The organism is Arthrobacter sp. B2a2-09, assembly GCF_027587375.1.
Lineage (GTDB): Bacteria > Actinomycetota > Actinomycetes > Actinomycetales > Micrococcaceae > Arthrobacter.
In genome coordinates this window covers 1-19,248 of the sequence record NZ_JAMXIC010000024.1, presented here as the reverse complement: position 1 = coordinate 19,248, position 19,248 = coordinate 1, and the positions used below count along the sequence as shown (strand labels likewise).

34 protein-coding genes are annotated in these 19,248 nt (G+C 61.5%); 7 read left to right on the top strand and 27 right to left on the bottom strand.

All coding sequences use genetic code 11. The annotated features are described in order from the left end of the window. Nucleotides 1-74 precede the first annotated feature (74 nt). From NFJ07_RS20390 to NFJ07_RS20310, 17 genes are all read right to left on the bottom strand, one after another. Nucleotides 75-728 carry a hypothetical protein gene (locus NFJ07_RS20390; RefSeq protein ID WP_269997305.1) on the bottom strand — a complete coding sequence of 218 codons (654 nt, stop codon included), beginning with the start codon at nucleotides 726-728 and terminating at the stop codon, nucleotides 75-77. Then, nucleotides 725-1,015 (bottom strand): glutaredoxin domain-containing protein, encoded by a 291-nt coding sequence (locus tag NFJ07_RS20385; protein ID WP_269997303.1) that lies wholly within the window; start codon nucleotides 1,013-1,015, stop codon nucleotides 725-727. The genes NFJ07_RS20390 and NFJ07_RS20385 overlap by 4 nt, the downstream gene beginning before the upstream one ends. 107 nt (nucleotides 1,016-1,122) lie before the next feature. Beyond that, entirely contained in the window at nucleotides 1,123-1,596 is a 474-nt protein-coding gene (locus NFJ07_RS20380; protein ID WP_269997301.1) for a single-stranded DNA-binding protein, read from the bottom strand. Then, complete coding sequence (locus NFJ07_RS20375; RefSeq protein WP_269997418.1) at nucleotides 1,596-2,150, bottom strand: HNH endonuclease signature motif containing protein; 555 nt, start codon at nucleotides 2,148-2,150, stop codon at nucleotides 1,596-1,598. Before NFJ07_RS20375 ends, NFJ07_RS20380 begins: the two co-directional genes overlap by 1 nt. 47 nt (nucleotides 2,151-2,197) lie before the next feature. Next, nucleotides 2,198-3,412, bottom strand: coding sequence for an AAA family ATPase (locus tag NFJ07_RS20370; RefSeq protein ID WP_269997299.1), 1,215 nt, complete (start codon nucleotides 3,410-3,412; stop codon nucleotides 2,198-2,200). Then, entirely contained in the window at nucleotides 3,409-3,963 is a 555-nt protein-coding gene (locus tag NFJ07_RS20365; RefSeq protein ID WP_269997297.1) for a hypothetical protein, read from the bottom strand. The genes NFJ07_RS20370 and NFJ07_RS20365 overlap by 4 nt, the downstream gene beginning before the upstream one ends. Then, the gene (locus NFJ07_RS20360) at nucleotides 3,960-4,781 is read right to left on the bottom strand and encodes a YqaJ viral recombinase family protein (protein ID WP_269997296.1); all 822 of its coding nucleotides are present in this window, start codon (nucleotides 4,779-4,781) and stop codon (nucleotides 3,960-3,962) included. Before NFJ07_RS20360 ends, NFJ07_RS20365 begins: the two co-directional genes overlap by 4 nt. Nucleotides 4,782-4,937: 156 nt before the next feature. Next, complete coding sequence (locus NFJ07_RS20355) at nucleotides 4,938-5,261, bottom strand: hypothetical protein (protein ID WP_269997295.1); 324 nt, start codon at nucleotides 5,259-5,261, stop codon at nucleotides 4,938-4,940. Further along, nucleotides 5,258-5,542 carry a hypothetical protein gene (locus NFJ07_RS20350; protein ID WP_269997294.1) on the bottom strand — a complete coding sequence of 95 codons (285 nt, stop codon included), beginning with the start codon at nucleotides 5,540-5,542 and terminating at the stop codon, nucleotides 5,258-5,260. The genes NFJ07_RS20355 and NFJ07_RS20350 overlap by 4 nt, the downstream gene beginning before the upstream one ends. Then, entirely contained in the window at nucleotides 5,539-5,790 is a 252-nt protein-coding gene (locus NFJ07_RS20345) for a hypothetical protein (RefSeq protein WP_269997292.1), read from the bottom strand. Before NFJ07_RS20345 ends, NFJ07_RS20350 begins: the two co-directional genes overlap by 4 nt. Nucleotides 5,791-5,896: 106 nt before the next feature. After that, the gene (locus tag NFJ07_RS20340) at nucleotides 5,897-6,085 is read right to left on the bottom strand and encodes a hypothetical protein (RefSeq protein ID WP_269997290.1); all 189 of its coding nucleotides are present in this window, start codon (nucleotides 6,083-6,085) and stop codon (nucleotides 5,897-5,899) included. Then, nucleotides 6,082-6,357 (bottom strand): hypothetical protein, encoded by a 276-nt coding sequence (locus tag NFJ07_RS20335; protein ID WP_269997288.1) that lies wholly within the window; start codon nucleotides 6,355-6,357, stop codon nucleotides 6,082-6,084. Before NFJ07_RS20335 ends, NFJ07_RS20340 begins: the two co-directional genes overlap by 4 nt. A 61-nt stretch (nucleotides 6,358-6,418) precedes the next feature. Next, the gene (locus NFJ07_RS20330; protein ID WP_269997286.1) at nucleotides 6,419-6,724 is read right to left on the bottom strand and encodes a hypothetical protein; all 306 of its coding nucleotides are present in this window, start codon (nucleotides 6,722-6,724) and stop codon (nucleotides 6,419-6,421) included. Further along, the gene (locus NFJ07_RS20325) at nucleotides 6,721-6,939 is read right to left on the bottom strand and encodes a hypothetical protein (protein ID WP_269997284.1); all 219 of its coding nucleotides are present in this window, start codon (nucleotides 6,937-6,939) and stop codon (nucleotides 6,721-6,723) included. The genes NFJ07_RS20330 and NFJ07_RS20325 overlap by 4 nt, the downstream gene beginning before the upstream one ends. Beyond that, a complete protein-coding gene (locus NFJ07_RS20320; protein WP_269997282.1) occupies nucleotides 6,936-7,187 on the bottom strand; it encodes a hypothetical protein in 252 nt (83 codons plus the stop codon). The genes NFJ07_RS20325 and NFJ07_RS20320 overlap by 4 nt, the downstream gene beginning before the upstream one ends. A gap of 121 nt (nucleotides 7,188-7,308) precedes the next feature. Beyond that, nucleotides 7,309-7,497 carry a helix-turn-helix domain-containing protein gene (locus tag NFJ07_RS20315; protein ID WP_269997280.1) on the bottom strand — a complete coding sequence of 63 codons (189 nt, stop codon included), beginning with the start codon at nucleotides 7,495-7,497 and terminating at the stop codon, nucleotides 7,309-7,311. 3 nt (nucleotides 7,498-7,500) lie between these two features. Beyond that, nucleotides 7,501-7,755 (bottom strand): hypothetical protein, encoded by a 255-nt coding sequence (locus tag NFJ07_RS20310; protein WP_269997279.1) that lies wholly within the window; start codon nucleotides 7,753-7,755, stop codon nucleotides 7,501-7,503. A 140-nt stretch (nucleotides 7,756-7,895) separates the two neighbouring features. On the opposite strand from NFJ07_RS20310, the gene NFJ07_RS20305 reads away from it, so the two are divergent. Then, entirely contained in the window at nucleotides 7,896-8,135 is a 240-nt protein-coding gene (locus NFJ07_RS20305; protein WP_269997278.1) for a helix-turn-helix domain-containing protein, read from the top strand. 389 nt (nucleotides 8,136-8,524) lie between these two features. Continuing rightward, complete coding sequence (locus NFJ07_RS20300; RefSeq protein WP_269997277.1) at nucleotides 8,525-8,806, top strand: helix-turn-helix domain-containing protein; 282 nt, start codon at nucleotides 8,525-8,527, stop codon at nucleotides 8,804-8,806. A gap of 68 nt (nucleotides 8,807-8,874) precedes the next feature. On the opposite strand, the gene NFJ07_RS20295 is transcribed toward NFJ07_RS20300, so the two are convergent. Further along, nucleotides 8,875-9,942: a tyrosine-type recombinase/integrase gene (locus NFJ07_RS20295; protein ID WP_269997276.1), complete on the bottom strand. Its 1,068-nt coding sequence runs from the start codon at nucleotides 9,940-9,942 to the stop codon at nucleotides 8,875-8,877. Nucleotides 9,943-10,124: 182 nt separating this feature from the next. Next, nucleotides 10,125-10,298: a hypothetical protein gene (locus tag NFJ07_RS20290; RefSeq protein WP_269997274.1), complete on the bottom strand. Its 174-nt coding sequence runs from the start codon at nucleotides 10,296-10,298 to the stop codon at nucleotides 10,125-10,127. A 285-nt stretch (nucleotides 10,299-10,583) separates the two neighbouring features. Here NFJ07_RS20290 and NFJ07_RS20285 point away from each other — a divergent pair, with 285 nt between their 5' ends. After that, a complete protein-coding gene (locus NFJ07_RS20285; RefSeq protein ID WP_269997272.1) occupies nucleotides 10,584-10,730 on the top strand; it encodes a hypothetical protein in 147 nt (48 codons plus the stop codon). A gap of 52 nt (nucleotides 10,731-10,782) precedes the next feature. Here NFJ07_RS20285 and NFJ07_RS20280 read toward each other — a convergent pair whose 3' ends face one another. Continuing rightward, nucleotides 10,783-11,166: a nucleoside kinase gene (locus tag NFJ07_RS20280; protein WP_269997270.1), complete on the bottom strand. Its 384-nt coding sequence runs from the start codon at nucleotides 11,164-11,166 to the stop codon at nucleotides 10,783-10,785. Between the two features lie 221 nt (nucleotides 11,167-11,387). Between NFJ07_RS20280 and NFJ07_RS20275 the strand changes: the two genes are divergently transcribed. From NFJ07_RS20275 to NFJ07_RS20265, 3 genes are all read left to right on the top strand, one after another. Then, a complete protein-coding gene (locus NFJ07_RS20275) occupies nucleotides 11,388-11,873 on the top strand; it encodes an AAA family ATPase (RefSeq protein WP_269997268.1) in 486 nt (161 codons plus the stop codon). An 85-nt stretch (nucleotides 11,874-11,958) separates the two neighbouring features. Next, nucleotides 11,959-12,381, top strand: coding sequence for a hypothetical protein (locus NFJ07_RS20270; RefSeq protein ID WP_269997267.1), 423 nt, complete (start codon nucleotides 11,959-11,961; stop codon nucleotides 12,379-12,381). A 107-nt stretch (nucleotides 12,382-12,488) separates the two neighbouring features. Further along, the gene (locus tag NFJ07_RS20265; RefSeq protein ID WP_269997266.1) at nucleotides 12,489-12,896 is read left to right on the top strand and encodes a RidA family protein; all 408 of its coding nucleotides are present in this window, start codon (nucleotides 12,489-12,491) and stop codon (nucleotides 12,894-12,896) included. A 148-nt stretch (nucleotides 12,897-13,044) separates the two neighbouring features. Here NFJ07_RS20265 and NFJ07_RS20260 read toward each other — a convergent pair whose 3' ends face one another. Beyond that, a complete protein-coding gene (locus tag NFJ07_RS20260; RefSeq protein WP_269997265.1) occupies nucleotides 13,045-13,380 on the bottom strand; it encodes a hypothetical protein in 336 nt (111 codons plus the stop codon). A 181-nt stretch (nucleotides 13,381-13,561) separates the two neighbouring features. On the opposite strand from NFJ07_RS20260, the gene NFJ07_RS20255 reads away from it, so the two are divergent. Beyond that, nucleotides 13,562-14,047 (top strand): hypothetical protein, encoded by a 486-nt coding sequence (locus NFJ07_RS20255; RefSeq protein ID WP_269997264.1) that lies wholly within the window; start codon nucleotides 13,562-13,564, stop codon nucleotides 14,045-14,047. 143 nt (nucleotides 14,048-14,190) lie between these two features. Here the strand turns inward: NFJ07_RS20255 and istB are convergent, their stop codons facing one another. The 6 genes from istB to NFJ07_RS20225 form a co-directional block, all read right to left on the bottom strand. After that, nucleotides 14,191-14,979, bottom strand: coding sequence for an IS21-like element helper ATPase IstB (istB, locus tag NFJ07_RS20250; protein ID WP_269997263.1), 789 nt, complete (start codon nucleotides 14,977-14,979; stop codon nucleotides 14,191-14,193). Continuing rightward, complete coding sequence (istA, locus tag NFJ07_RS20245) at nucleotides 14,976-16,502, bottom strand: IS21 family transposase (RefSeq protein WP_333482075.1); 1,527 nt, start codon at nucleotides 16,500-16,502, stop codon at nucleotides 14,976-14,978. Before istA ends, istB begins: the two co-directional genes overlap by 4 nt. A 264-nt stretch (nucleotides 16,503-16,766) precedes the next feature. Further along, nucleotides 16,767-17,432, bottom strand: a complete 666-nt coding sequence (locus tag NFJ07_RS20240; protein WP_269997261.1) for a hypothetical protein — start codon at nucleotides 17,430-17,432, stop codon at nucleotides 16,767-16,769. Between the two features lie 135 nt (nucleotides 17,433-17,567). Then, nucleotides 17,568-18,020, bottom strand: a complete 453-nt coding sequence (locus NFJ07_RS20235; protein ID WP_269997259.1) for a hypothetical protein — start codon at nucleotides 18,018-18,020, stop codon at nucleotides 17,568-17,570. 181 nt (nucleotides 18,021-18,201) lie between these two features. Beyond that, the gene (locus NFJ07_RS20230; RefSeq protein WP_269997258.1) at nucleotides 18,202-18,420 is read right to left on the bottom strand and encodes a hypothetical protein; all 219 of its coding nucleotides are present in this window, start codon (nucleotides 18,418-18,420) and stop codon (nucleotides 18,202-18,204) included. Between the two features lie 146 nt (nucleotides 18,421-18,566). Further along, nucleotides 18,567-18,923, bottom strand: a complete 357-nt coding sequence (locus tag NFJ07_RS20225; RefSeq protein ID WP_269997257.1) for a hypothetical protein — start codon at nucleotides 18,921-18,923, stop codon at nucleotides 18,567-18,569. Between the last annotated feature and the right edge of the window lie 325 nt (nucleotides 18,924-19,248).

Genomic DNA, 19,248 nt, shown 5'->3' with positions numbered 1-19,248 from the left:
CGATGTGGTGGCTGCATTGCCCGCGGGTCCGGCAGATGCCGTGCGGACCCTTGCACCGCGGGCAGCAGTTGTCGCTAAACATCCGCACCAGCCTTCGCCGCGTAATAGTGCTTGATGCCCGAGAGGATCGCGTGACAGCACCAGAGATAGTGGAAGCTGTAGTCATCGAAGCCTCCCCAGTCGTAGGAGTCGGCATAGTCGAATCCGCTGATTGGGCTCGCGAAGTCCTGGAGCAAGTCGTGGCAGGCTCTGGCGTCGTGCCGGTCGTAGTAAGGGTCAAGGATCTGTTCGCGGATGGCCGCCCAGATCTGACGCGCCTCGCTGGCCTCCCAGTTTTCGCGGTGCTCCCAGAAATCTTGGATCACGTACTGGCGGAACAGCGCTTCATCGAACTCTTTGACGGAGCTTTGCCGGTCGACGGATTGAATCTTTTCGGCCCAATATTGGGCGTTGATGTAGCCATTCCGGCCCGCGGTTCCGTCCGCGAAAAAGCTGAACATGTCCTCGGTTCGGGCGAAGGTGTAGCAGCCCATATCCGCCTTGATGGTGAGGTTTCCGGGCCATGTGATCAGGTCGAAGTAGTACATGCCGGTGCCAGGCTTCTTGAACCTGATATGTCGGTACAGTCCTTGGTCGAGCAGGATCTCCATCTCGTGTTCGGCAGTGTCACCGTTGAACCGCCGCAGTGCTTCCGGGTGGTAGTCATTGCTGACCGTTAGCGGCTTCATGCGGCGTCCTGGCGTTCGGTGATGTGCTCGGCGATCTGCTCGACGTCGTAGCCGGTCCAGTGAACGTCGCCTTCGATGGTGGAGACGTAGACAACGGGCGCGGCAGAGTATCCGAGGGCCTTGATGAAGTCGAGGGCTGTCTCGTCTTTGGTGACATCGACCTTCGTGTAGTGAATGTTGTGCTTCTTGAACTTCCGCTCGGTCGCGTCGCACTGGACGCACGGCTTCTTGCCGTAAAGCACAACGGCGACGCCTTCGCGGGTCTGGATTTCTTCGGCGTGGTTCATGTGTTCCTTCGGGTGTGTGGCGCGGCGCCCGGCAGGGGGTCCGGGCGCCGCGGGCATGAAAAAAGGCCCTCAGTGGGGCCTTGCGTTTTGGTAGTACGGTTGTGCGGTTATCCCCACCCGGGCTGCGACTGCGATGGTTGGGTGTTGCCCCATCCGCCGGGGTCGGCAGGTGCGCCGCCCCAGCCTTGGTCGGCCGGAGCCGCGGCCGGGACGTCCTTGGCGGGCGCTTGGTGCCAGCGGAGGTCCTTGCCAATGGTTTCGATGCGCAGCTGGTCTGCGCGGCGTTTCTGGCCGCCTTCGACTTCCCATTCGCGCGTTTCAAGCTCGCCGTAGAGGATGACGTTGTCACCCTTCTTCAAAGTGTTCGAGACGTTGTCGGCGAGCAGCATCTTGCCTTGGTTCCATGCTCGGCAGTCCCAGAACTTTCCGGGCTTGTTTTCCCACTCGTTCTTCTGTCGGTTGAACTTCCGGGGATTGGTGACAACCGTGACTTTCGTGACCGCAGATCCGTCATCCATGTACTTCGGGTCGGTTACCTCATGGACTTTCCCGATGACGGTAATAAAGGTCTCATTTGCCATCAGGCAACCTCTGCTTTCTGTCGTTGGAGGTGAGGCCATCGCTTCCCGGTAACGATGAATCCCACCTGAGATGGGCTGATGCCGTATTCGAGACCGAGCAGCCGATGCGTGGTCCCGCCTTTGCCATATCGATCGATAATTTCGAGCGCCTGGACTTCGCTGATTTTGTTAGGGCCGGATTCGCCGCGGTTCCTTGCGACGCGGTCACGCTCGACCTTGTCCGCCATGTTTTCGTCATGGGTACCGGCGCGCAGGTGTCCAGGGTTGACGCATAGTCGGTTGTCACAGGAGTGCAGGACATTCAGTCCGTCTGGCACGGGCCCGTAAGCCTCGACGTAAGCCCAAACGTGCGCGCCCTTTTGGACTCCGTCAATCTGCAGAGTTCCGTATCCGGTGTGATGGACAGTCCCCTTCCACTCCCAGCATTCGTCTGGTGACCGGCGGATGGTCAACTCCTGCAGCCGTTCAGCGCGGGAGGAACCGCGCCGCACCAGCCGATGCGCAACGGATGGGTCACCGTGGCGCCTGTGGCGTTTATAGTGCAGGTGGCACATCCCCTTGGCGGCGTGGTCCCGGTCGCAGTGCTTGACTTCGCACCCGCTCAAGCCTTCACCATGCCGTCTTCGATCACGATCCCGCGGCCGTCGCCGTCTCCGACGACCTCAAGCCAAACCTGATAGTCGTGCTTGCGGGCGATGGTTTCGACCAGCGTCAGGTTGTCGGAGTCGAGCAAGGATCCGTCGGCGATGCGGATGACGCGCAGCTTCGGGTTGAGAGCGATCGCCATTGCCAGCGAGACGCGCAATTGCTCGGCACCGGATGCTTGCTTGAACGGCACGCCACGGTAGGTCACTCCCGTGTCATCGAAGCCGAGGTCGTCGACGGGGAACACTGCGGCGGCCAGTCCATCGGCCTTTTGCTTGTCGATGGCTTCGAGTTTCGCGCTCAGCTCGATGGCTTCAGCCTCGAGCTCATTGAGTTCGTTGCTGGCGCGGATCCAAGACTCGAACAGCCGGACGTCGGCGTTGGTCTGCTCTGCGTTGTCCAGCTGGGTCTGGATTGCTTCGAGATCAACCTTAGCCGGCGCCGTGGCTAGACGTTCTTCAGCGAGCTTGAGTTGGCTCTCTGCGTCAGCCAGTTCGCGCTTGACTCGCTCGACTTTGTCGGCCCATCCGTCGCGGGCGGTACGAGCGACGTCGATCTGGTGGTTGAGGGTCTGGCCGTCCCGGAATTCCTTCAGCAGGTCAGTCACGCTGACGGGCTCAAGGTCGGCCATTTCCTTCGTGACCGGGATAGCGGCTTCCGCGGCCTTCGCGTTCTTCAGCTCGCGGTTGACCTCAGTGCGTTCATCGAAGAGCTCTTTGCGCTCGGCGGCCAGCTTGTCCGGGTCGAACGGCAGCTTCACGAGGGCCAGCAGGGTGGCGAGTTGGTCCTTGTCGGAGAGCTGCGTGAATGCCAGCGGGTCGAGGGAAAGCCTGCCGAGCATGTCATCAAGCTTCGCCTGGCCCTTCGGGTACACGGCGCCATCGCGGGACTTGACGAGAAGGGTCGGTCCGGAGGCGGTGAATTTCCGGGTGACGATGAGGTCTTCGGTTTCGAGGACGATCTCGGCGCGGTCCTCGCCGTCACGGATCGGCTTCGGCGTGGTCTTCCCGTTCACCCCACCCAGTGCCGCGGTGATGCTGTCGAGGATGGACGTCTTGCCCTGCCCATTCTTCCCGGCGACGATGACGAGGTTGCCGTCCGGATCCGGCACGATCTCAACTGCCTTCAGCCTTTTATAGTTGGTGGACTCGAGGCGGATAATCTTGCTCATTCGGCGGGTTCCTTCGCAGTGGTGTTGACGTAGTCGATGAAGTGTTGCGGCGCGTTGTTCTCGGTGAGCCACACGAGATAGCCGGCGACTGTGCCCTCAGCGATCGCCTTGGCCGTATTGGCCTTGACGCCGTCAGGAATAGTGAGGTCAGCCTGTTGCGGGGCATCATCGATTAGCGGCTGTACGGTGAAAGTTCGACGTGATCCGCGAGCAACCGTGATGGGCACGTTCAAGGGCTTGTTGCCGATGTGCGACAGGTGAGAGATCCGAATTCCGCCCGGCACCTCTTTGCCGAACCTGACTGTTGGATCTTTGAAGAGCGTGACCCTCCGGCCAACCCACACAGAGGCTTCATCACCCCATGCGTTCATCAGGACGCGCAGCATGCCAAGCGGCGGACGCCAAGCGCGGCCTTCACCTTCAACGAGTTCGATGTCGTACTTCTGCTCGGCCGCCCCGGGCTTCACCCCGGCGACGGTGAAGGTTCGGGGGCCTCCGGTGAAGTCGTCAGCGTTCCATTGGTCTGAGCGCGGCTCTGCCGTGATTTTCATAGCTTCAACTCCAGTTCTAGGTAGTGGTCGATGCGATCGGTCATCGGCAGGCCTTCGACGGCGGCCAGGTAGCGGGAAGTGATGTCTTCCGCGTTGGTTTCGAGGATCTTGACCGTTTCGACAATGGCTTGCTGCCACCGGTCGTCTGGTTCGACGCGCTTGGTATAGAGGGGCATCCCACCGCAGTAGGACACGTAGTCGATCCATTCCCTGCCGGATACAAGCAGGCCAGTCTGAAGCTGGGCCATGTTCTCTGCTGGCACTTCGTCTTCGAGGATGGTCTTGAGCTGGATTTTCTGTTTCCGGGACTTGATCTCAATCAGACCGTTCTCGCCAACGAGCCCGTCTGGTGAGTAGCCGATGCGGAATCCCCAGTCGTCGCGGACCATGAAGCCAATCTCCGTGACGGGCGCGTGGTGTTCGCTGTAGATGTTGCGGGCGTAGGGCTCGTCCAGGGCGCCGCGTTCCATGTCTCTTGAAACCTGCATTGGCTCGACATGCCCTGTGATGCGTTCGGCTACGAGCGTGGCAGTGAGACCACGTGACGTGTCGCTGTTACCGTCGGCGGCGATCACCCGATCCATCCCGCGTGCGGCTGCTGCCCGCGCTGGGTGGAGAGTTTTGAGTGGTCCTGGTGAGCGCTTCCCGGTGCAAGGGTCAGCGACAAATGCGCCACATTCCGGGCAGTCAGTTTCTATCGCTGACGGCTGGCGTGAAGTCACAAGCTGGCCGACGACGGACGCGGTCGCAATCCCACACCGTGCGGCTAGCCACTCGTCGGACCCTTGCTCAAGGTTTCTGAATACTTGCAGACTCATGTGTTGCTCTTCTCTGTTTTGGGCATGAAAAAGGCCCCTCGTGGGGGCCGTTGTTATCTGGTGCAGCCGCAGCGGCTGGCTGCGTCGGTTTCTTCGTCGTGGTTGACGGCGTTGCACCGGTCAGTGTGGTGGTGGCCGCATTTGGGGCAGTAAGGGTTACCCACCGGTCGCCGTTTCCGTCGCTACCCAGTTGGCCGGGAATTCCAGCGCCTGCACGATGTCGATTAGTGGGCTGCGCACGGCGTTGGCTACGATCGCAATGCCTTCCGTCCGCGCTTCCGATACGTTCCCGAACCCGGCTGCTGCCAGCGCCTTGGCGATTGCCTTGGCTTGCGCCTCGTACGGGAGCGTGTCCCCGGGCATCTGGTAGCTTCCCTTGCGCAGTTCAAGCCGGATCACCTCGGCCATTGACGCGCTCATTTGCATGTCAGCTTCGGCGGCGGCGAACTTGGCCTCGAACTCGGCCTCTTCGCGACTCATTGCCCCTCCTTGGGGTTGAAGATGTCGTGGAGCTGGGCAGGGGGCATGGCGCGGAACTTCGCGATCAGCCTGTAGTTGCGATCCGGGTCGAGACCGTAGTTCGGTAGGTCGATCGGTCGAGTTGCGGTCGGGATGGTTACGACGGTCGCGGCGACCTTGTTGGCGGCGATGATGACGCGGCGGGCCTCCATGACGCTGATGTTGTGCTCGCGCGCTTTCTTGAACACTTCGGCCGGCGCCGGGTTCGTTACCGGGTTACGGGCCATCAACTCGGCCGTCATGGCATTTCCTCGGCTGTGGCCTGGACTGTGTGCTGGATGAGAGACTCGGGCACGGTGACCACAGCTTCAGGGGTCAATGGTTCGAACGCTGCGGCCGGGACGCGGATCCGCACCTTGACCACAACACAGCCGGGTTCAAGGACGGCCGGCTTGCGCTGAGTCGACTTGATGACGCGCAGCGGTCGATTCCAAACACCTTCAGTACGGCGCAGTTGCAGGTACGTGTCCGCCTCGATGTAGCCGCTCATCGCACTTCCCAAAGGATGTGGTGGCGGCCCGGGAGAACGTGCGGGATCAGGTCAGCGAGTCGGCGGGTAAGCGTCCAACGGTTGGCGCGGCGGGGTGTGGTTGTCATTAGAATCCGTAATCCTTTCGGGCAGCGTCCGCATCATCAGCGGCGCGGGTATCACGCTCGGCATCGAGCAGGTCGTAGTCGACGTCCTCCGGTTCCTCAAGCAACCGGTCATGCCGCATCGCGGCCGGGATTATGGTCGCGGCGCCAAAGATCCACGCCACAAGGACAAGAAACTGAAGACCGTTCATGGGGTTCCTTCTCTCTTCGTTTTGCGGGCCCAGGTTCGGGTCACGCCGTGCTTGCGGGACTTGCTGGTCGAGGTTTGGTAGCCGACGGCTTGGATAAGACCTTCTTTGCGGGCGGTCGCGAGAGCCTTGCCCGGCCAGTTCTTGTGCGCCGGTGGCCGCATTTCACGGCGCAGGTCGTCGGCCGTGAACACTTCATGGGCGAGGGAGATCGCGTCGATCGTCGCGACGGCGTCCTCAATCCAGTTGTTGTCCTCAAGGACCGCCGCCTTCATGCGCAGCTCACCGCCGTCTCCCGTAGAAGGGTGTGAACGTCGGTGTACTCGTCGTCGGTCTTCATGCCGCCGCCTCAACGATCTCGGCGATGCGGTAGTCGAAGTCGATGCCCATGTCAGCGCAATCCCGCGTGGACTCGTCCGCGAAAGCTAGGGCTGCGTCCCGCTCGCCAGCGCCAAAGGACCGAACGAACTGCCCGGACTTACCGCCAACGACGGCGTAACCGACGACGACGGGCTTGCGGTAACCGTCAGCTATGAGAGCGGCCGCCAAATCGACAGGTGCTTGGAATGTCCAGCGGTGGAACCCGTCGATTCGATGCATGTTCGACTGGATGAAGTCCCTGAGCTTGTCGCGGGTGCTCATTGCTTCACGCCCCGCGACGGCTGCCAGATACTCCGCCTGTGTGCGTTGGCGGCGATATCTTCCTTGACGCGTTTCTGCCGGGCGATCTCAAGCGCGAGGGTTATCTCGTCCGGCCGCAACTTCGGTTCGTACTGCTTCTGCTTCGGTTTCCCAGATTCAACCGGGACCGTCTGGACGCCATGACGTGCGGCGCGGGTTATGGTCCGGTCGTTCATGCCGCCAACCTCCGTGCTGCGTTGGCTTCGTTCTGGGCGGCGCGCTCGGCGAGGACATTCTCGACGGCGGTTTCGCCGGTGGGATCTTGATGATCAAGGAAGAAAGCGTCGAGGTTGACCGGGCCGCGCTCGTCATGCAGCTTTTGCATCCGGCGAGCGGTCTTCTTCATCTCGGAAAATGTGGCAGTGATGCCGTGCTTGGCGTTGTAGGTGGAGAGTTTGGACAGGTAATCAGGTTTCGATGGCATGACAAATAGACCCTTCTTCTCGCAAAGAACACGAGAGTGATGGTTAGTTCATGGTGTTTGCCCAGACGTGGGCGAAGGGTGCCAGAGAGTGGCGAGGCCGGCTAAGCGGCGATGCGAGCGGTTAGGCTCGGGGTGATTCTGCTGGGAGGGAGTCGATCCACTCCGCGAGGTCTTCGTGTCGGATGACGCCTTTTGAGTTGGCGTATCGTGCGGCCAGGTTGCCGTCGGTAACTTGCTGGCGGATGGTGCGTTCGCTGTATCCGGTCATTTCGGCGGCTTCAACGAATGTGTAGCTGATCTTCTGTGCCATTGCCTAGGCCGCGCTTCCTGTGAGGGTGGCCGGCAGGAGTGTTGATGGGGGGACGTCTATGGCCCCCGCGATCTTTCCGAATTCTAGGAAGGTGAGGCTTCGTCCGCCGGTGAGGCTTCGGCGTAGTGTCGGGTATGAGATTCCCGTTGCGTCGGAGAGGGCTCGGACGTTGGTTCCCTTGACGATCAGGGCATTGGTGATGCGGTGCGCGATTTCGGCGTCTGTGGCGTGGTTTGAGCCACTTTGGGGAGTAGTCATAAAACTACTGTAAGTACTCGTTCGAGTAATCGCAAGTATCCGAACGAGTAATCTCACGGATGTAATTCAAGTACCCATCTCACTACATGAGTAGTCGGATGCCTTGCAAATCGACCCGAACGGATACTAAAGTTTCTCATATGGCTACTTATGGAGAGCGTTTAGAAGCGGCGCTCGCAAAACAGATCACTGTTGAGCTGGCAGAACGCGGCATGACACAGAAGGACCTGGCCGAGGCGGTAGGCATCGGGCGGCCCGCAATGAACCACTACATCAAGGGCCACAAGTCGATGCCGATGCCTACCTTCTTCAAAGTTGCCGAAGCGCTTGGGCTTACTGCTCAGGTTCTGATGGAGCGCGCTGAGGCTCGACTTTCCTAATGAGCGTCGACGCAAGTATGCCAGCCATGGCCGCGCAGTCGCCTAGATCCTTGACCGTCCGGATCGCCACCGTTACGCCATGAAGTGATACGCCCGCCATCATTGATGCTCCCCATTTTTTCGAAGATATGTTCTAGTCAAGACCATAGTCGATGCATCCGACAAAGCGCATACACGACGACTCTGAAAGTTCCCTGAGGCCACTTTCGCTGGGGCCAAATCTACCCCATATGGGGTAGGAGTTTTGAATCTCGCTTTTGACATCCGAGTTTGCCCGAAGGGAGCTGTATCGTTACGCGTTTCTAGTCCATATGGACTTATCTACGCCATATGGGGTAGAATCGCGCCCCTCAAGCTTTCAGGCCCGAGGGGGCTTTACGATCATGTCTATGCCCACAGGTAAACAGCCGGAAGCCGGCCCGTTCGCGCGCGCCATTTCGGCTGAGATCCGCGAATCTATGGCACGCCAGCGGGTAAGCGGCCCTATGCTGGCCGGGCGGACGGGCATCTCTCAGAGCTACTTGTCGCGGCGGTTACTGGACAAGGTCGCATTCACGGCCAACGACATCGAGGCGATCTGTAAGGCCCTCGGCGAAGACATCCTGGCGCTCATCGCAGCGGCCGTCGAGGCCGCTGGCCTTTCCACCGAGACTTCCCCGGACAGCGAGTAGCCCTGCAGGCCTCATCAACGCAGAAAAGCGCCCCTACCGACTCGATCGGTAGGGGCGCATTCGACTCACTAGACTTTCGGAGCTTCAAGCAGGAGCTGGGACATCTTTTCCAGCGCCCCAGTGAGGCGCTTGATGTCTACCTTCGTCCGATAGTCCTTGCTCATCTGAATCGTGCTGTGGCCGACGATGTCCTTGATGGTGTCCCAGTCGACGCCAGCGGCGTGGAGCAGGTCGACGGTTGTGTGCCGGGCACCATGAAGCACGACGTCGCCTGGCAGTCCAGCTTCGGCGAGCAGCGCCGCCCATTCGTCCGTTGCGCGGTCAGGGTCCCAGGGGCTCCCCCGGTCTAGGAAGATGAGCCCGTCGCCGCGGCCCTGCATGTGGAGCGCGAGAATCGACTTGAGAGGTTCCACGAGTGGGACGATTCGCCAGCCTGAGTCTGACTTGGGGCGGGTCAGGTAGAGCGTCCCTTGCAGATGCCGATACTCATAGTCCGCCGGCGCTTTGCTAATGTTCGTGATTCGCTGCAATTGCCACGAGAGGTCAAGGCTGTCGCCATTGACTCGGTCACGTTCGATGCCAAGGACTTCGCCGCGGCGTGCCCCGGTCAGCAGGTAAGTGGCCCAGAGCGCCCGATCGTCGCGTGTCGTGAGGAATGCGAGCAGCTCAATTGCCTGGTCGAGGTCGAGAGCTTTCTGTGTCTTCTTGGCCTTCGCAGGTGGGTCCACCATTTCGCAGACATTCCGAGTTGCCTTGCCTTCCCGCATTGCCGTCTTGAGCGCCGACGAGAGGACAGCGTGAGCCTTGATGGCGGTGTCCGGCCCGACCATGACAGTTCCCTCGGGCCAGTCCTTCGGATCTGTTCCACGCAGCTTGAGGCTCTTCGGCGTGGCGGCGATGGCTTTGAACATGCCGCGCACATGGTCGGCTGTGAGAGCGTCGATTTTGTGGTTGCCGAGAATCGGGATGAGGTATCCGCGAGTCGTCGAAGTGTAGGCGGCATAGGATGACGGCCGGATCTCGTTAGGGACGATGTCGTCGATCCACCGCTCCAGCCAAGTTCCGAGCCGGAGGCCCGACGTCGGCAAATCCCCGAGTTTGCTGAGTTCCCTCTTGGCCTTGGTCATCTCGGCCATGGCTTGCTTCTTGTCTTTTCGCCGGATGACCTTCTGTCGACGTTTCCCGCCGTGCGATGGTAGCTCGATCCTTACCGTCCAAAACCCTCTCGAGTCTTTGAACAGCGCGCCCTCGCCCTTGCCACGTGTTTTCTTTTTTGGGGGCTTGGGATCTGCTTGCGCCGCCGGACTGGCCGCCGCGGCTACCATGCCGCCACCATGGCCGTGTGCGCGGCGTCGCGAGCCGCCTGGGCGGCCTTCAGTTGTGCCGAGTACTCACGAGCGCTCACGGTCTTGTCAGGGTGATCGATCAGGAATAGCAGCCAGCTCCGGGCGACCTCATACGCCCCTCGTTTTACCTCGAACTCTGCTGGCATTTCCTGTCCCCTTTTCGTGAATCAAGCCGGTGTACTCATTGGTGTACTCATAACTATGCCGGAATAGTCCGGCACGCGCCACCAAAATTGGCTAGATTCCGCTATTTTTCAGTGTCGAGTGACGTCCCAAGCCTCTCACAGTTTCACTCGTAATGAAAAGGTCATCAGTTCGATTCTGATAGGAAGCTCGAAAGAGAACCCCGTATTCCCGCTTGTTCAGTGGGGATGCGGGGTTTTTCGGTGGTTTGAGGATAAGCCCCGAACGAAGCGGCATCGCTGGCAGCTGTGTGCCAGTTCCGCGGCGTCAAGTACGCGCACGTGCTTTACAGCGGCGACGCACTCCACGAGGAGTCCCGGTCTGAGCGGGCATGGACAACGTCCGCCAGACGCGGCCAGCTCCTTGAGGCAGCGATCGCACTGCTCATGCAGTAGTCGTCGAGCCGGCCCCGGCTCTCCGGCTTCTAGTCGTCCGGTAAGGGACCGGCTATTGGGCGAAGTCTCCTACTGCTCCACTCAAGGTCAGGATCTCGCCGACAACATGCGCGAGCGGAGCGGTGGCGTCGATGGCGATGCCACCTCGCGGAATGTCCGCCTTCGTGCGATGCAACCGGAGTATGAGGTCCCGTTCCGCTTGCCGGCCCTGTCCTCCCCACTCGTCCTCCCGCCGGTCGTCGAGCCGGCGAGCCAAGGTTTCGGCGTCGATCTCGAGCACGAAGACGCCGTTGAACAAGTCAATAAACTTCGCGAAGTTTCGCGATCCCCCACAGAAGAACGTCACAGCCTCGCGCTGATCTGCGACGAGCGCCTTCACTTTGTCGACCCGCCAAAGGTGGTGATCGTGAACGGCAAGACCAGTGACGTCCTCCATCGGCGCCCCGGTCTCCGGATCACCCTGGTACGCGAGTCGCGATCGCCGTGAACGACGTGGTAACCGCGCCTTGCCAACTCCTCGCACACAGAGGTCTTCCCGGTTCCGGAACCTCCTTCAATGAGGAAGTTCCTCCTGCCCATACTGAATGGTAGTCAGACACTGCACGGCGCGGGCGTTCGGGGATCCTGCTTCGGGCATCCCTCTGTTACGTTCGAAACATGCTCGTCGTCCTGCGTGGTAACTCCGCTTCTGGTAAGAGCACCATCGCGGCGGCGCTACAACAAGCGCTGGGCTGGCCGACTGCGATCCTCAGTCAAGATCATTTCCGGCGAATCGTGTACCGGGAGCGGGAACAGGAGAGCCTCGCCCACGCAGACCTTCTCGAAGTCGCGGCAGCTCACTGCCTCCGCGCCGGGCATCACGTCATCCTCGAAGGCATATTCAACGCGGAGCGGTATTCAGCGATGCTCGAACGCGTCGCCGCCCAGAGCAACGATGCGAGGTTCTATGCCTTCGACCTTACATTCGACGAAACCGTCCGCAGGAACGCTATGCGGCCACAAGCGACAGACTTCACCGAGGATGAGATGCGGCCCTGGTACCACGGCTGGCAGCCGTTATCGTTCGTAGAAGAAGAGCGCCTCAATGCATCGGAATCACCGACCCGAATCGTCGCGCGCATTCTCGGCACAGCCGCCCAATAGCCGATGCCTTTAGGGGGCGTACGTGACACGCCGGGCCGGCTCAGTAAGGAACAATGGTCGCAGTTCCAATCAGGAGGCAGAAGCTTTGAAAACGTTCTATGTTGCGTCGAGCTTCAGGAATATCGTCAATGTCCGGTACGTCGCGCAAACCTTGGAAAGCAAGGGCTACGTCAACACGTACGACTGGACCCAGAACGCGTGGGCGCGCGATGCGGGTACAGTCACCCTCGGTGATCTGCGCTCCATCGGGCAGCATGAGAGAAATGCAGTGATAGGTGCCGACGTCGTCGTAATCCTGCTTCCAGGCGGGAAGGGCACGCATGTTGAGCTTGGCATCGCGATCGCTCAGGGCAGAAGGACAATCCTGCATTCGCCGGACGAAGTCATCAACAACCTACAGACCACCAGCACGTTCTACCACCTACCTGAGTTGGAGAAGTGCAACGGAACTCTAGACGATCTCGTAGCTATGATCGTCGGCCGAGAAGGGACCGTTGCCGCTGTCTGACTCGATTCGTGTCGCAGAGAGGAATCGGCTTACGGGACGGGGTGATTGCCTGGCGTCCTCCGTTGTTACGGTGGCACCAGACGATCCAACAACCAAGAAGGACTACCATGCCGGCCTCGATCACGCTTATTCGTTCGGGCGCACTTGCCGATGTTGCCCAATATGCATACGCGGCAACCGCTCCCAGCAATGCGCGGCTCATCTTCTTGGCCGGAGCGTGCCCGTTGAACGAGGATGGATCGACGGCTGGTGTCGGGGACTACGCGGCACAGGCTGAGAAAGCGATCCAGAACATGCACCTTGCTCTGGAAGCCGCCGGTGCGGGTGTTGACGATGTGATTTCCACCCGCGTCCTCGTCGCGTCCGGCCACCAAACTGATCTGATAACGGCGTGGGATGTGGTCCGGGCGGCATTCGGCGGGCACGATGTGCCGAGCACGCTGATGGGTGTCACGGTTCTTGGCTACCCCGACCAGCTCGTCGAGATTGAGGCTATCGCTGCAGTTGTGGACTGACGTGCCATCGCCCGTTAACGGATCGACTTACGGACGGCGCTGCGACAACCAGCGTTCATCAGGCGCGCTAGCGTCGATCTGACGGTTCTTCGGGGGGCACACGGCGCAAACATAAAAGGGATTGTCCAACGAGCACTAATGAATTGCCCTAGATCTGGAAGGTCAACCGGGTATTGGCAGAAGACAGCGTCAGTGGAGAAGTGAGATCGATGCCTCCGCCCAAGGAGTAAGCCACGTCGACGATCCCGAGAAACGGGCCTGACGCCGTACTGCTCTGGACCATCGGCGTGGAGGCACCGTGAACGGCGGAGAGCGTGAGCCATTCGCCGACGATTGCCGGAGAGACGGCGCTTTCGTGATATTTTCCCGGCCTCATCTCCGTCGTACGCACACGGATGAGAACGTACGCATGGGTAGTCTCGACCGTCTGCACCGTAAAATCGATCCCGCTCTGGCTCAGAACCTTCGGCATGCTGGCGAACATGCTCGAATCCTATGTCAGCGTCACCCGTCGGTCGATCGCGACTGCGAAACGTCCGGTGCGGGTCTTGCGTCTATGAATGCGGGTACGCACCCTATATCCTCCGATCAACGTCCACTTACGGGGGAACACAATGAAACGCATTGGGTTGTGGCGATGCCTGGTTCTATCGATACTTCTCACCATGCTGTTGACATCATGCGGCGGCAAAGTGACGGGCGGACCGGGAACTGCGGAGTCCACGGCGAAAGCAACCGGCTCAATCCTTGGTTCTACCCGAAGCCCCGGGCCAGACGGTGGTACCGTAGCGTGCGTTGACTGGGTCCGGTTCGAGACCCCTCAGGGCCAATACGACAAGGCCAGCGTGGTGCTGATCGGAAAGTCAGTAAGCCAGGTCGGTATGACCAGCATTTACGGTTCAAAGGCCACCACTCACCTTGTTGAAGTCGAGCAGGTACTCAAGGGGAATCCTGGACGGGAGAACCTGCGTATTTCCTCGATGCCCCAGACCTGCTCTGGAAGCGACTCGTATCTGGACGGCGATCCGCTCGACACAGCTGAAAGAGTCATCATTTTTGCGACCAAGCAGGGCGACGAGTGGTTCACCATGACCCCCGCACAAGGAGTCTTGCCTTTCCCACAGGGTGCGGAGCTTCCCTTTCATTCGTGACTAGCCTGTGTGTCAATGGCCATTAGTTTCGGCCCACCTGCGGCCAGTTAAAGTGCCCGCTGGTGGCCAGTAAAACTGCCCGGTGATGGCCAATAGATCTGCCCACTGAATGGTTCGGCGGGATTGGCCATCGTCGGGTCTGGTTAGTTCAGTTGGGTGACTCCTTTTCCGGCGAGGGCCTGGGTCAGGCGGATGGAGTCGCCGCTGGTCTGGCAGACGTGGGCGTGGTGCAGGAGCCGGTCAACGGTGGCGGTGGCCAGGGTTTTGGGCATGAGCTCGTCAAAGCCTGCCGGGTGGAGGTTGGAGCTGATGGCGACGGAGCGTTTTTCATAGGCTGCGTCCACGACCCGGTAGAGTCCTTCCGCGGCGTCGGTGGCCACCGGCAACAGGCCGATGTCATCGATCACGACGAGCTCGGCGCGCAGGATCCTGGCCACGGCACGGGTGACGCTGTCGTCGGTGCGGTGGGCGCGGATCAGGGCGCCGAGATCCTCGAGCCTGAACCAGGCCACGCGCATGCCGGCTTCGACGGCGTGCTGGCCAAGCGCTTCGAGGAAGAACGTTTTCCCGGTGCCGGAGGGCCCGCAGACGACCAGGTTCTCACGCCGGCCGATCCATTCCAGGGTCCGCAGGGCCTGCTGGGTCGGCGCCGGGATCGAGGAGACCGCGGACTCCCATGCGTCGAAGGTTTTCCCCGTCGGGAAGCCTGCTGCCTTGCGCCGGGTGGCGAGCATGGACCGTGCCCGGCCGGCTGCTTCCTCGGCGAACAGCGCCTTGATGATCTCTGCAGGTTCCCAGCGCTGGGCGCGGGCGGTCGCTATCAGTTCCGGTGCCAGGGCACGGGCGTGGGGCATTTTCAGTTGCCGCATCAACGCTTCCAGCTCGGCCGGCAGCGGCGGCGCGGTGGTGTTCGTCGTGCTGACCGGGCTCATCGGCTCTGCTCCTTCACAGTTGCGGGTTCAGCGCCTAGGCCAGCCCAGGCACCGGTGCCCTGGGTCAGGGACCGGGTCTCGTCCGCGGCGTGGGTGGTGGTGCGCCTGATATCGGCGTTCAGGATCGAGGCCAGGTCCCCGTGGGCGAAGCGGCCATGCAGCGCGGCGTCGCCCAGGGCCCGGTCCACCGCCTCGGTGCCGGCGATTTTGGCCAGGGTCACGGCCTCGGCCATTTTCACGTTGATCCGGGCCGTCCCGGTCGCCGCGGCTTCCACCAGCCAGGTCCTGGCGCCCTCGCCGATGGCAAGGAACTCGGCCTCACCGGCGTTCCGTGCCTTCACGGCATAGTCGCCCGGGATCCGGGTCCTGGCCCCGGGGAAGTGTTCATCAATGACGGCGGGGCTGCCGGGCCGGGCACGGCCATGGCGGGCGACCTCGACCGGACCGGCGGCGCCATGGTGGACGATGACGACCTGCTCGTCGGGTCCGGTGCCGTGGGAGCGGACGAACACCCGTGCCCCGAGCAGATGCGCCGGAACGGAGTACTGGGCGTTTTCGAAGGTGACCATCGGGGTGTTCTCCGGAACCGTGCGGGCCAGTCCAAACGCAACCGTGTGCGCCGTGTCCGGGATCCGGTGCAGCCGGAGCTGCTCCTCGGCCAGGACCGCGGCGGGTTTACGCCGTGTCGCCCGGTGTTCCCGGTTGTTGACCTCGTCCATGAAGACCTGGCAGGCGGTCTCGAGCTCGGCGAAAGAACCGTACTCGGGCCGGAGGTTGGTGTCCGTGGGCACGAGGTCAGCCTTGGCCAGCTTCACGGACGCTTCGACCCCGCCCTTCGTGGCGGGGTCCGCAGGCTGGCAAGTCAGCACGCTAACCCCGTAGTGGCGGGCGAAGACCAGTGTCTGCTGGTTCCGCACCGGGACACCGGCGACATGGGCGGTGGTGACGGTCTTCTCGTTATCCGTCAGGACATAGGTCGGTGCCCCGCCCAGGACCCGGAAGCAGCGGTCCAGGGCGGCGAACACGCTGGGCGCGGTCCTGTCCCGTAACGGGATCACGATCCGGAACCTCGAGAACGCCAGCCAGGCCACGAACAGGATGGTCTTCACCCCGCCGATCCGGGGTCCGTCGCCGAAGTCGTACTGCAGCCACATGCCTGGCTCGGTGATCCATGGCCGGTGCACGCGGGTGTGGCCCAGCCGCCAGGCGGCCTTGACCTGCGCGATTGCCCGGCGGGTGGACCGCTCGGAGCCCGCATAACCCAAGGCGAGGAGCTTAGCGTGGGCTTTATCGGCGCGGATCCGGCCCTTGGACGCCTCAATCCATTCCTCGATCTTGGGCAGGTAAACGTCCGTGACCCGGGGCCGGGGCGCCGGTTCGGCGATCGGACGGCCGGCGTCCCGCGCCGCGACATGCCTGGCTACAGTGTGGTGCGAGCATCCCGTGAGCTCCGCCGTGGCGCGCAACGATCCGGTCAGAGCGTAGGCAGCAAGAATTTCCATTATTTCTCCGTCATGCTTCATACAGGGCCTCTTCCTGGGGCGACATTTGGTGCGACTAGACACCGTCATCAAATCCCGGGGAGAGGCTCCCGCCGCTTAAGGCGCGGCAGGTTCAGTAAGGAAGTGGGCAGATCTCACGGCCACCGGCGGGCAGTTTTCCTGGCCGTCAGCGGGCATTTTCGTGGCCACCGGCGGGCAGTTTTCCTGGCCGTCAGCGGGCATTTTCGTGGCCGCCTACGGGCAGTTTTCCATGGCCGCTAACACCTGTGGGCACCGCATCCCCTGTCACGTCAAAAGATCCGTTACCGGACAAATCGATGCCATGTCGTACTCAGCGGAGAGGACGCCGTCAGCTCGACCGTCCGGGAGCCGGAATCCATATGGCGCACCGCCGCTGATGTTTGCCTTATGTAACCGATCAGGCGCAACCGGTAATACGAAAGACCCAACAGCAGGGTCGTTACGAGCTTCCTCTGCCCAGGCCTCGTGCTCACTGATGAAGTAGCCGGAGATCGATTCCGAGGAATACCTTGTTCCCTCCAGCTCGATCACCAGCGGATCCGCCGCGGATGACTCGCCCCATTCCGGATGCGTGCCAACCAGCCACACATCGCCAACAAGCCGGATCCATGACGACAGTACCAATGGGACGGGACCGAACCGTTCCTCCAACCAGGCCGCAGACTGCGAAGCACGGACGCTCGCCGCCTGGAAAGGAACGACAGGAGTTCGCGCATCATCATTGGAGTGGAAGACATACCCCTGCAATTGCAGGCGATGCACTAGGAGCTCGATATTGAACCGGGCCCGACGAGCCATTTCGTCGCACACAGCTTGCGCCTCTGTCAGCACGCTCGGGTCACGCACGCCCGACCCGAGACTGCCGAGCTCGGCCCACACGCGTTCCCGATCGCCCTGCCGGTATCGGTCCGCCCAGCCCCCCACGCTCATGATCAACGATTATCCACACCCAGGCCCCGATCTCGATGATCGAACCAGTTCCGGAACCTGCCCGCATGCACGGGAATGCACGCCGAGGGACCCTCCTTCACCGGGAACTCTGCGTCGTGGGTCCGAGCGGGCAGCTCATGGGGAGTTGCTGATAGTGACATACGGGGCCTGCCGCGAGGGAGTGTCGACGAGCCGGCCGTCGGGATCGAGAGTCAAAGCCCTTATGGTGATGGCCTGGACGGTCCCGCAGGGACCAGCAACGGTCTGGGCTGCGAGATACACGGGCTGTTCAGCCACGAGTCTCCCTGCGCTCTTGAGTGTGAGGCTATAGGTTCCCGCATGGTCCTGGAACGGAGCCTGGACAGTGGTGATTTCCCGACCAGGCGAGAGCGCTTCACAACTCGTCGCCAGGCAGAAGTCGAGGCTAGCGCCAGGGTGGGCGCGCAGCCAGGGGCGGGCGTCAAGCTCGACGGCTGGCGGCCCTGCAGCCGGGCCTGCACAGGCACGAGGTAGAACTGGCGCGCAGGCGGATGCCACCGCCAGCGCACAGGCCGCCGCCGCGATCCCAAGCGCCCTCGAGATGCACATACCCGCATGCTACGCCGCCCGATACGGCACCCGCGCTAGCGCTGAGACTTGGCGCCTGATTCTCCGACCTGCGGCGGACCAGTGGTACGCGCCGCTGCCCCTTGCCATGGCTGAGGCAGGAACGGTCAACGACTCGGCGATCGGAAGGCCTCCTGACATAGCCAACACCGGGAGCGGCCCCCTACAGGCTGGCCGTCAGGGAGAGAATCGCGATCAAGAATCCGATGACAATCCAACAGACTGCCAGGACGCGAACCTGCGTGGTGCCTCGTTGTGTCCACCACGCGACATCGGCAGTGGCCGAAACCCACGTCCGGATCTTGGCAGCCCGACGTGCCAGCGGCCGTGCGATCGCCCAGCTAAAGAGGCCCGCGCCGACCATCACAAGTCCGAACAACACTCCAGGAGCCACCTAATCACCTCGCCAAAACTGCCGCTAAGCAGGCCCATTTAGGAACAACGCAACCGCTCGCGAATCGGTCACAGATACCAGGGCTTCTACCAACGGAGCCCAAAAGCTTCAACGGCGTTCCTTGCTGCGAGATGTCATAACGGGCGCACGAAGGCCAGGACAAAAACGGACACCGCCACGAAGATGGCGCCGATGACCATGGAGAGGACGCCATACACACGGAGAAAAACTCGTAGCAGCGACCCGTTGCCAATCGTTGAGCGCTTGGCAACAGAAGATAGGGAACCGTGATAGTCGGTGACGAGAATCAAGCCTTGAAGCAACGCAGCAAGGCCAATCAACCCGAAAGCAAACGGAAAGATCGCCTTGTCAACGTCGCCCGGGAGCGCAAGTGAGCCCAGGATGGTGACCAGAACGGTGCCAACACACGTCACCCAGGCCACACGCAGCGACAACGGGAGCGACCCCAGTTCCTTGAGAGTTCTCCCCAATACCTGCCCCCTCCGTCGATTGCTTTAGACCAAAGGGTAAGGGCTCACATCCTGCCGCGACAGAGGTATCCGGACTGCCCCTTACTTGTGTGAGGGAGGGCACCGCGACGAACATGCGTGTGAGCGTGTGAAATCAGTTTTTCTGGCGTTGCCAACGCCAGTTTCCTTGACCAGGGACTTTCCGTGGCAGACGATGTTCGCATCGTGCTGCGTTGGCGCTCACCCCGAGCTGCTCCAAGTTGCAGCTACGGAATTTTTCAAGCTGAACGGTACCAGCGGGAGTTAGGCGGCTAACTGTTCGGTGGTTTCCTTGGGTTGGTTGATC

Bases quoted from the DNA above. Each gene is read 5' to 3' on its own strand.
- NFJ07_RS20390 (WP_269997305.1), bottom strand. From the start codon at position 728: ATGAAGCCGCTAACGGTCAGCAATGACTACCACCCGGAAGCACTGCGG.
- NFJ07_RS20385 (WP_269997303.1), bottom strand. From the start codon at position 1,015: ATGAACCACGCCGAAGAAATCCAGACCCGCGAAGGCGTCGCCGTTGTG.
- NFJ07_RS20380 (WP_269997301.1), bottom strand. From the start codon at position 1,596: ATGGCAAATGAGACCTTTATTACCGTCATCGGGAAAGTCCATGAGGTA.
- NFJ07_RS20375 (WP_269997418.1), bottom strand. From the start codon at position 2,150: ATGTGCCACCTGCACTATAAACGCCACAGGCGCCACGGTGACCCATCC.
- NFJ07_RS20370 (WP_269997299.1), bottom strand. From the start codon at position 3,412: ATGAGCAAGATTATCCGCCTCGAGTCCACCAACTATAAAAGGCTGAAG.
- NFJ07_RS20365 (WP_269997297.1), bottom strand. From the start codon at position 3,963: ATGAAAATCACGGCAGAGCCGCGCTCAGACCAATGGAACGCTGACGAC.
- NFJ07_RS20360 (WP_269997296.1), bottom strand. From the start codon at position 4,781: ATGAGTCTGCAAGTATTCAGAAACCTTGAGCAAGGGTCCGACGAGTGG.
- NFJ07_RS20355 (WP_269997295.1), bottom strand. From the start codon at position 5,261: ATGAGTCGCGAAGAGGCCGAGTTCGAGGCCAAGTTCGCCGCCGCCGAA.
- NFJ07_RS20350 (WP_269997294.1), bottom strand. From the start codon at position 5,542: ATGACGGCCGAGTTGATGGCCCGTAACCCGGTAACGAACCCGGCGCCG.
- NFJ07_RS20345 (WP_269997292.1), bottom strand. From the start codon at position 5,790: ATGAGCGGCTACATCGAGGCGGACACGTACCTGCAACTGCGCCGTACT.
- NFJ07_RS20340 (WP_269997290.1), bottom strand. From the start codon at position 6,085: ATGAACGGTCTTCAGTTTCTTGTCCTTGTGGCGTGGATCTTTGGCGCC.
- NFJ07_RS20335 (WP_269997288.1), bottom strand. From the start codon at position 6,357: ATGAAGGCGGCGGTCCTTGAGGACAACAACTGGATTGAGGACGCCGTC.
- NFJ07_RS20330 (WP_269997286.1), bottom strand. From the start codon at position 6,724: ATGAGCACCCGCGACAAGCTCAGGGACTTCATCCAGTCGAACATGCAT.
- NFJ07_RS20325 (WP_269997284.1), bottom strand. From the start codon at position 6,939: ATGAACGACCGGACCATAACCCGCGCCGCACGTCATGGCGTCCAGACG.
- NFJ07_RS20320 (WP_269997282.1), bottom strand. From the start codon at position 7,187: ATGCCATCGAAACCTGATTACCTGTCCAAACTCTCCACCTACAACGCC.
- NFJ07_RS20315 (WP_269997280.1), bottom strand. From the start codon at position 7,497: ATGGCACAGAAGATCAGCTACACATTCGTTGAAGCCGCCGAAATGACC.
- NFJ07_RS20310 (WP_269997279.1), bottom strand. From the start codon at position 7,755: ATGACTACTCCCCAAAGTGGCTCAAACCACGCCACAGACGCCGAAATC.
- NFJ07_RS20305 (WP_269997278.1), top strand. From the start codon at position 7,896: ATGGCTACTTATGGAGAGCGTTTAGAAGCGGCGCTCGCAAAACAGATC.
- NFJ07_RS20300 (WP_269997277.1), top strand. From the start codon at position 8,525: ATGCCCACAGGTAAACAGCCGGAAGCCGGCCCGTTCGCGCGCGCCATT.
- NFJ07_RS20295 (WP_269997276.1), bottom strand. From the start codon at position 9,942: ATGGCCGAGATGACCAAGGCCAAGAGGGAACTCAGCAAACTCGGGGAT.
- NFJ07_RS20290 (WP_269997274.1), bottom strand. From the start codon at position 10,298: ATGCCAGCAGAGTTCGAGGTAAAACGAGGGGCGTATGAGGTCGCCCGG.
- NFJ07_RS20280 (WP_269997270.1), bottom strand. From the start codon at position 11,166: ATGGAGGACGTCACTGGTCTTGCCGTTCACGATCACCACCTTTGGCGG.
- NFJ07_RS20275 (WP_269997268.1), top strand. From the start codon at position 11,388: ATGCTCGTCGTCCTGCGTGGTAACTCCGCTTCTGGTAAGAGCACCATC.
- NFJ07_RS20265 (WP_269997266.1), top strand. From the start codon at position 12,489: ATGCCGGCCTCGATCACGCTTATTCGTTCGGGCGCACTTGCCGATGTT.
- NFJ07_RS20260 (WP_269997265.1), bottom strand. From the start codon at position 13,380: ATGTTCGCCAGCATGCCGAAGGTTCTGAGCCAGAGCGGGATCGATTTT.
- NFJ07_RS20255 (WP_269997264.1), top strand. From the start codon at position 13,562: ATGCTGTTGACATCATGCGGCGGCAAAGTGACGGGCGGACCGGGAACT.
- istB (WP_269997263.1), bottom strand. From the start codon at position 14,979: ATGAGCCCGGTCAGCACGACGAACACCACCGCGCCGCCGCTGCCGGCC.
- istA (WP_333482075.1), bottom strand. From the start codon at position 16,502: ATGAAGCATGACGGAGAAATAATGGAAATTCTTGCTGCCTACGCTCTG.
- NFJ07_RS20240 (WP_269997261.1), bottom strand. From the start codon at position 17,432: ATGAGCGTGGGGGGCTGGGCGGACCGATACCGGCAGGGCGATCGGGAA.
- NFJ07_RS20235 (WP_269997259.1), bottom strand. From the start codon at position 18,020: ATGTGCATCTCGAGGGCGCTTGGGATCGCGGCGGCGGCCTGTGCGCTG.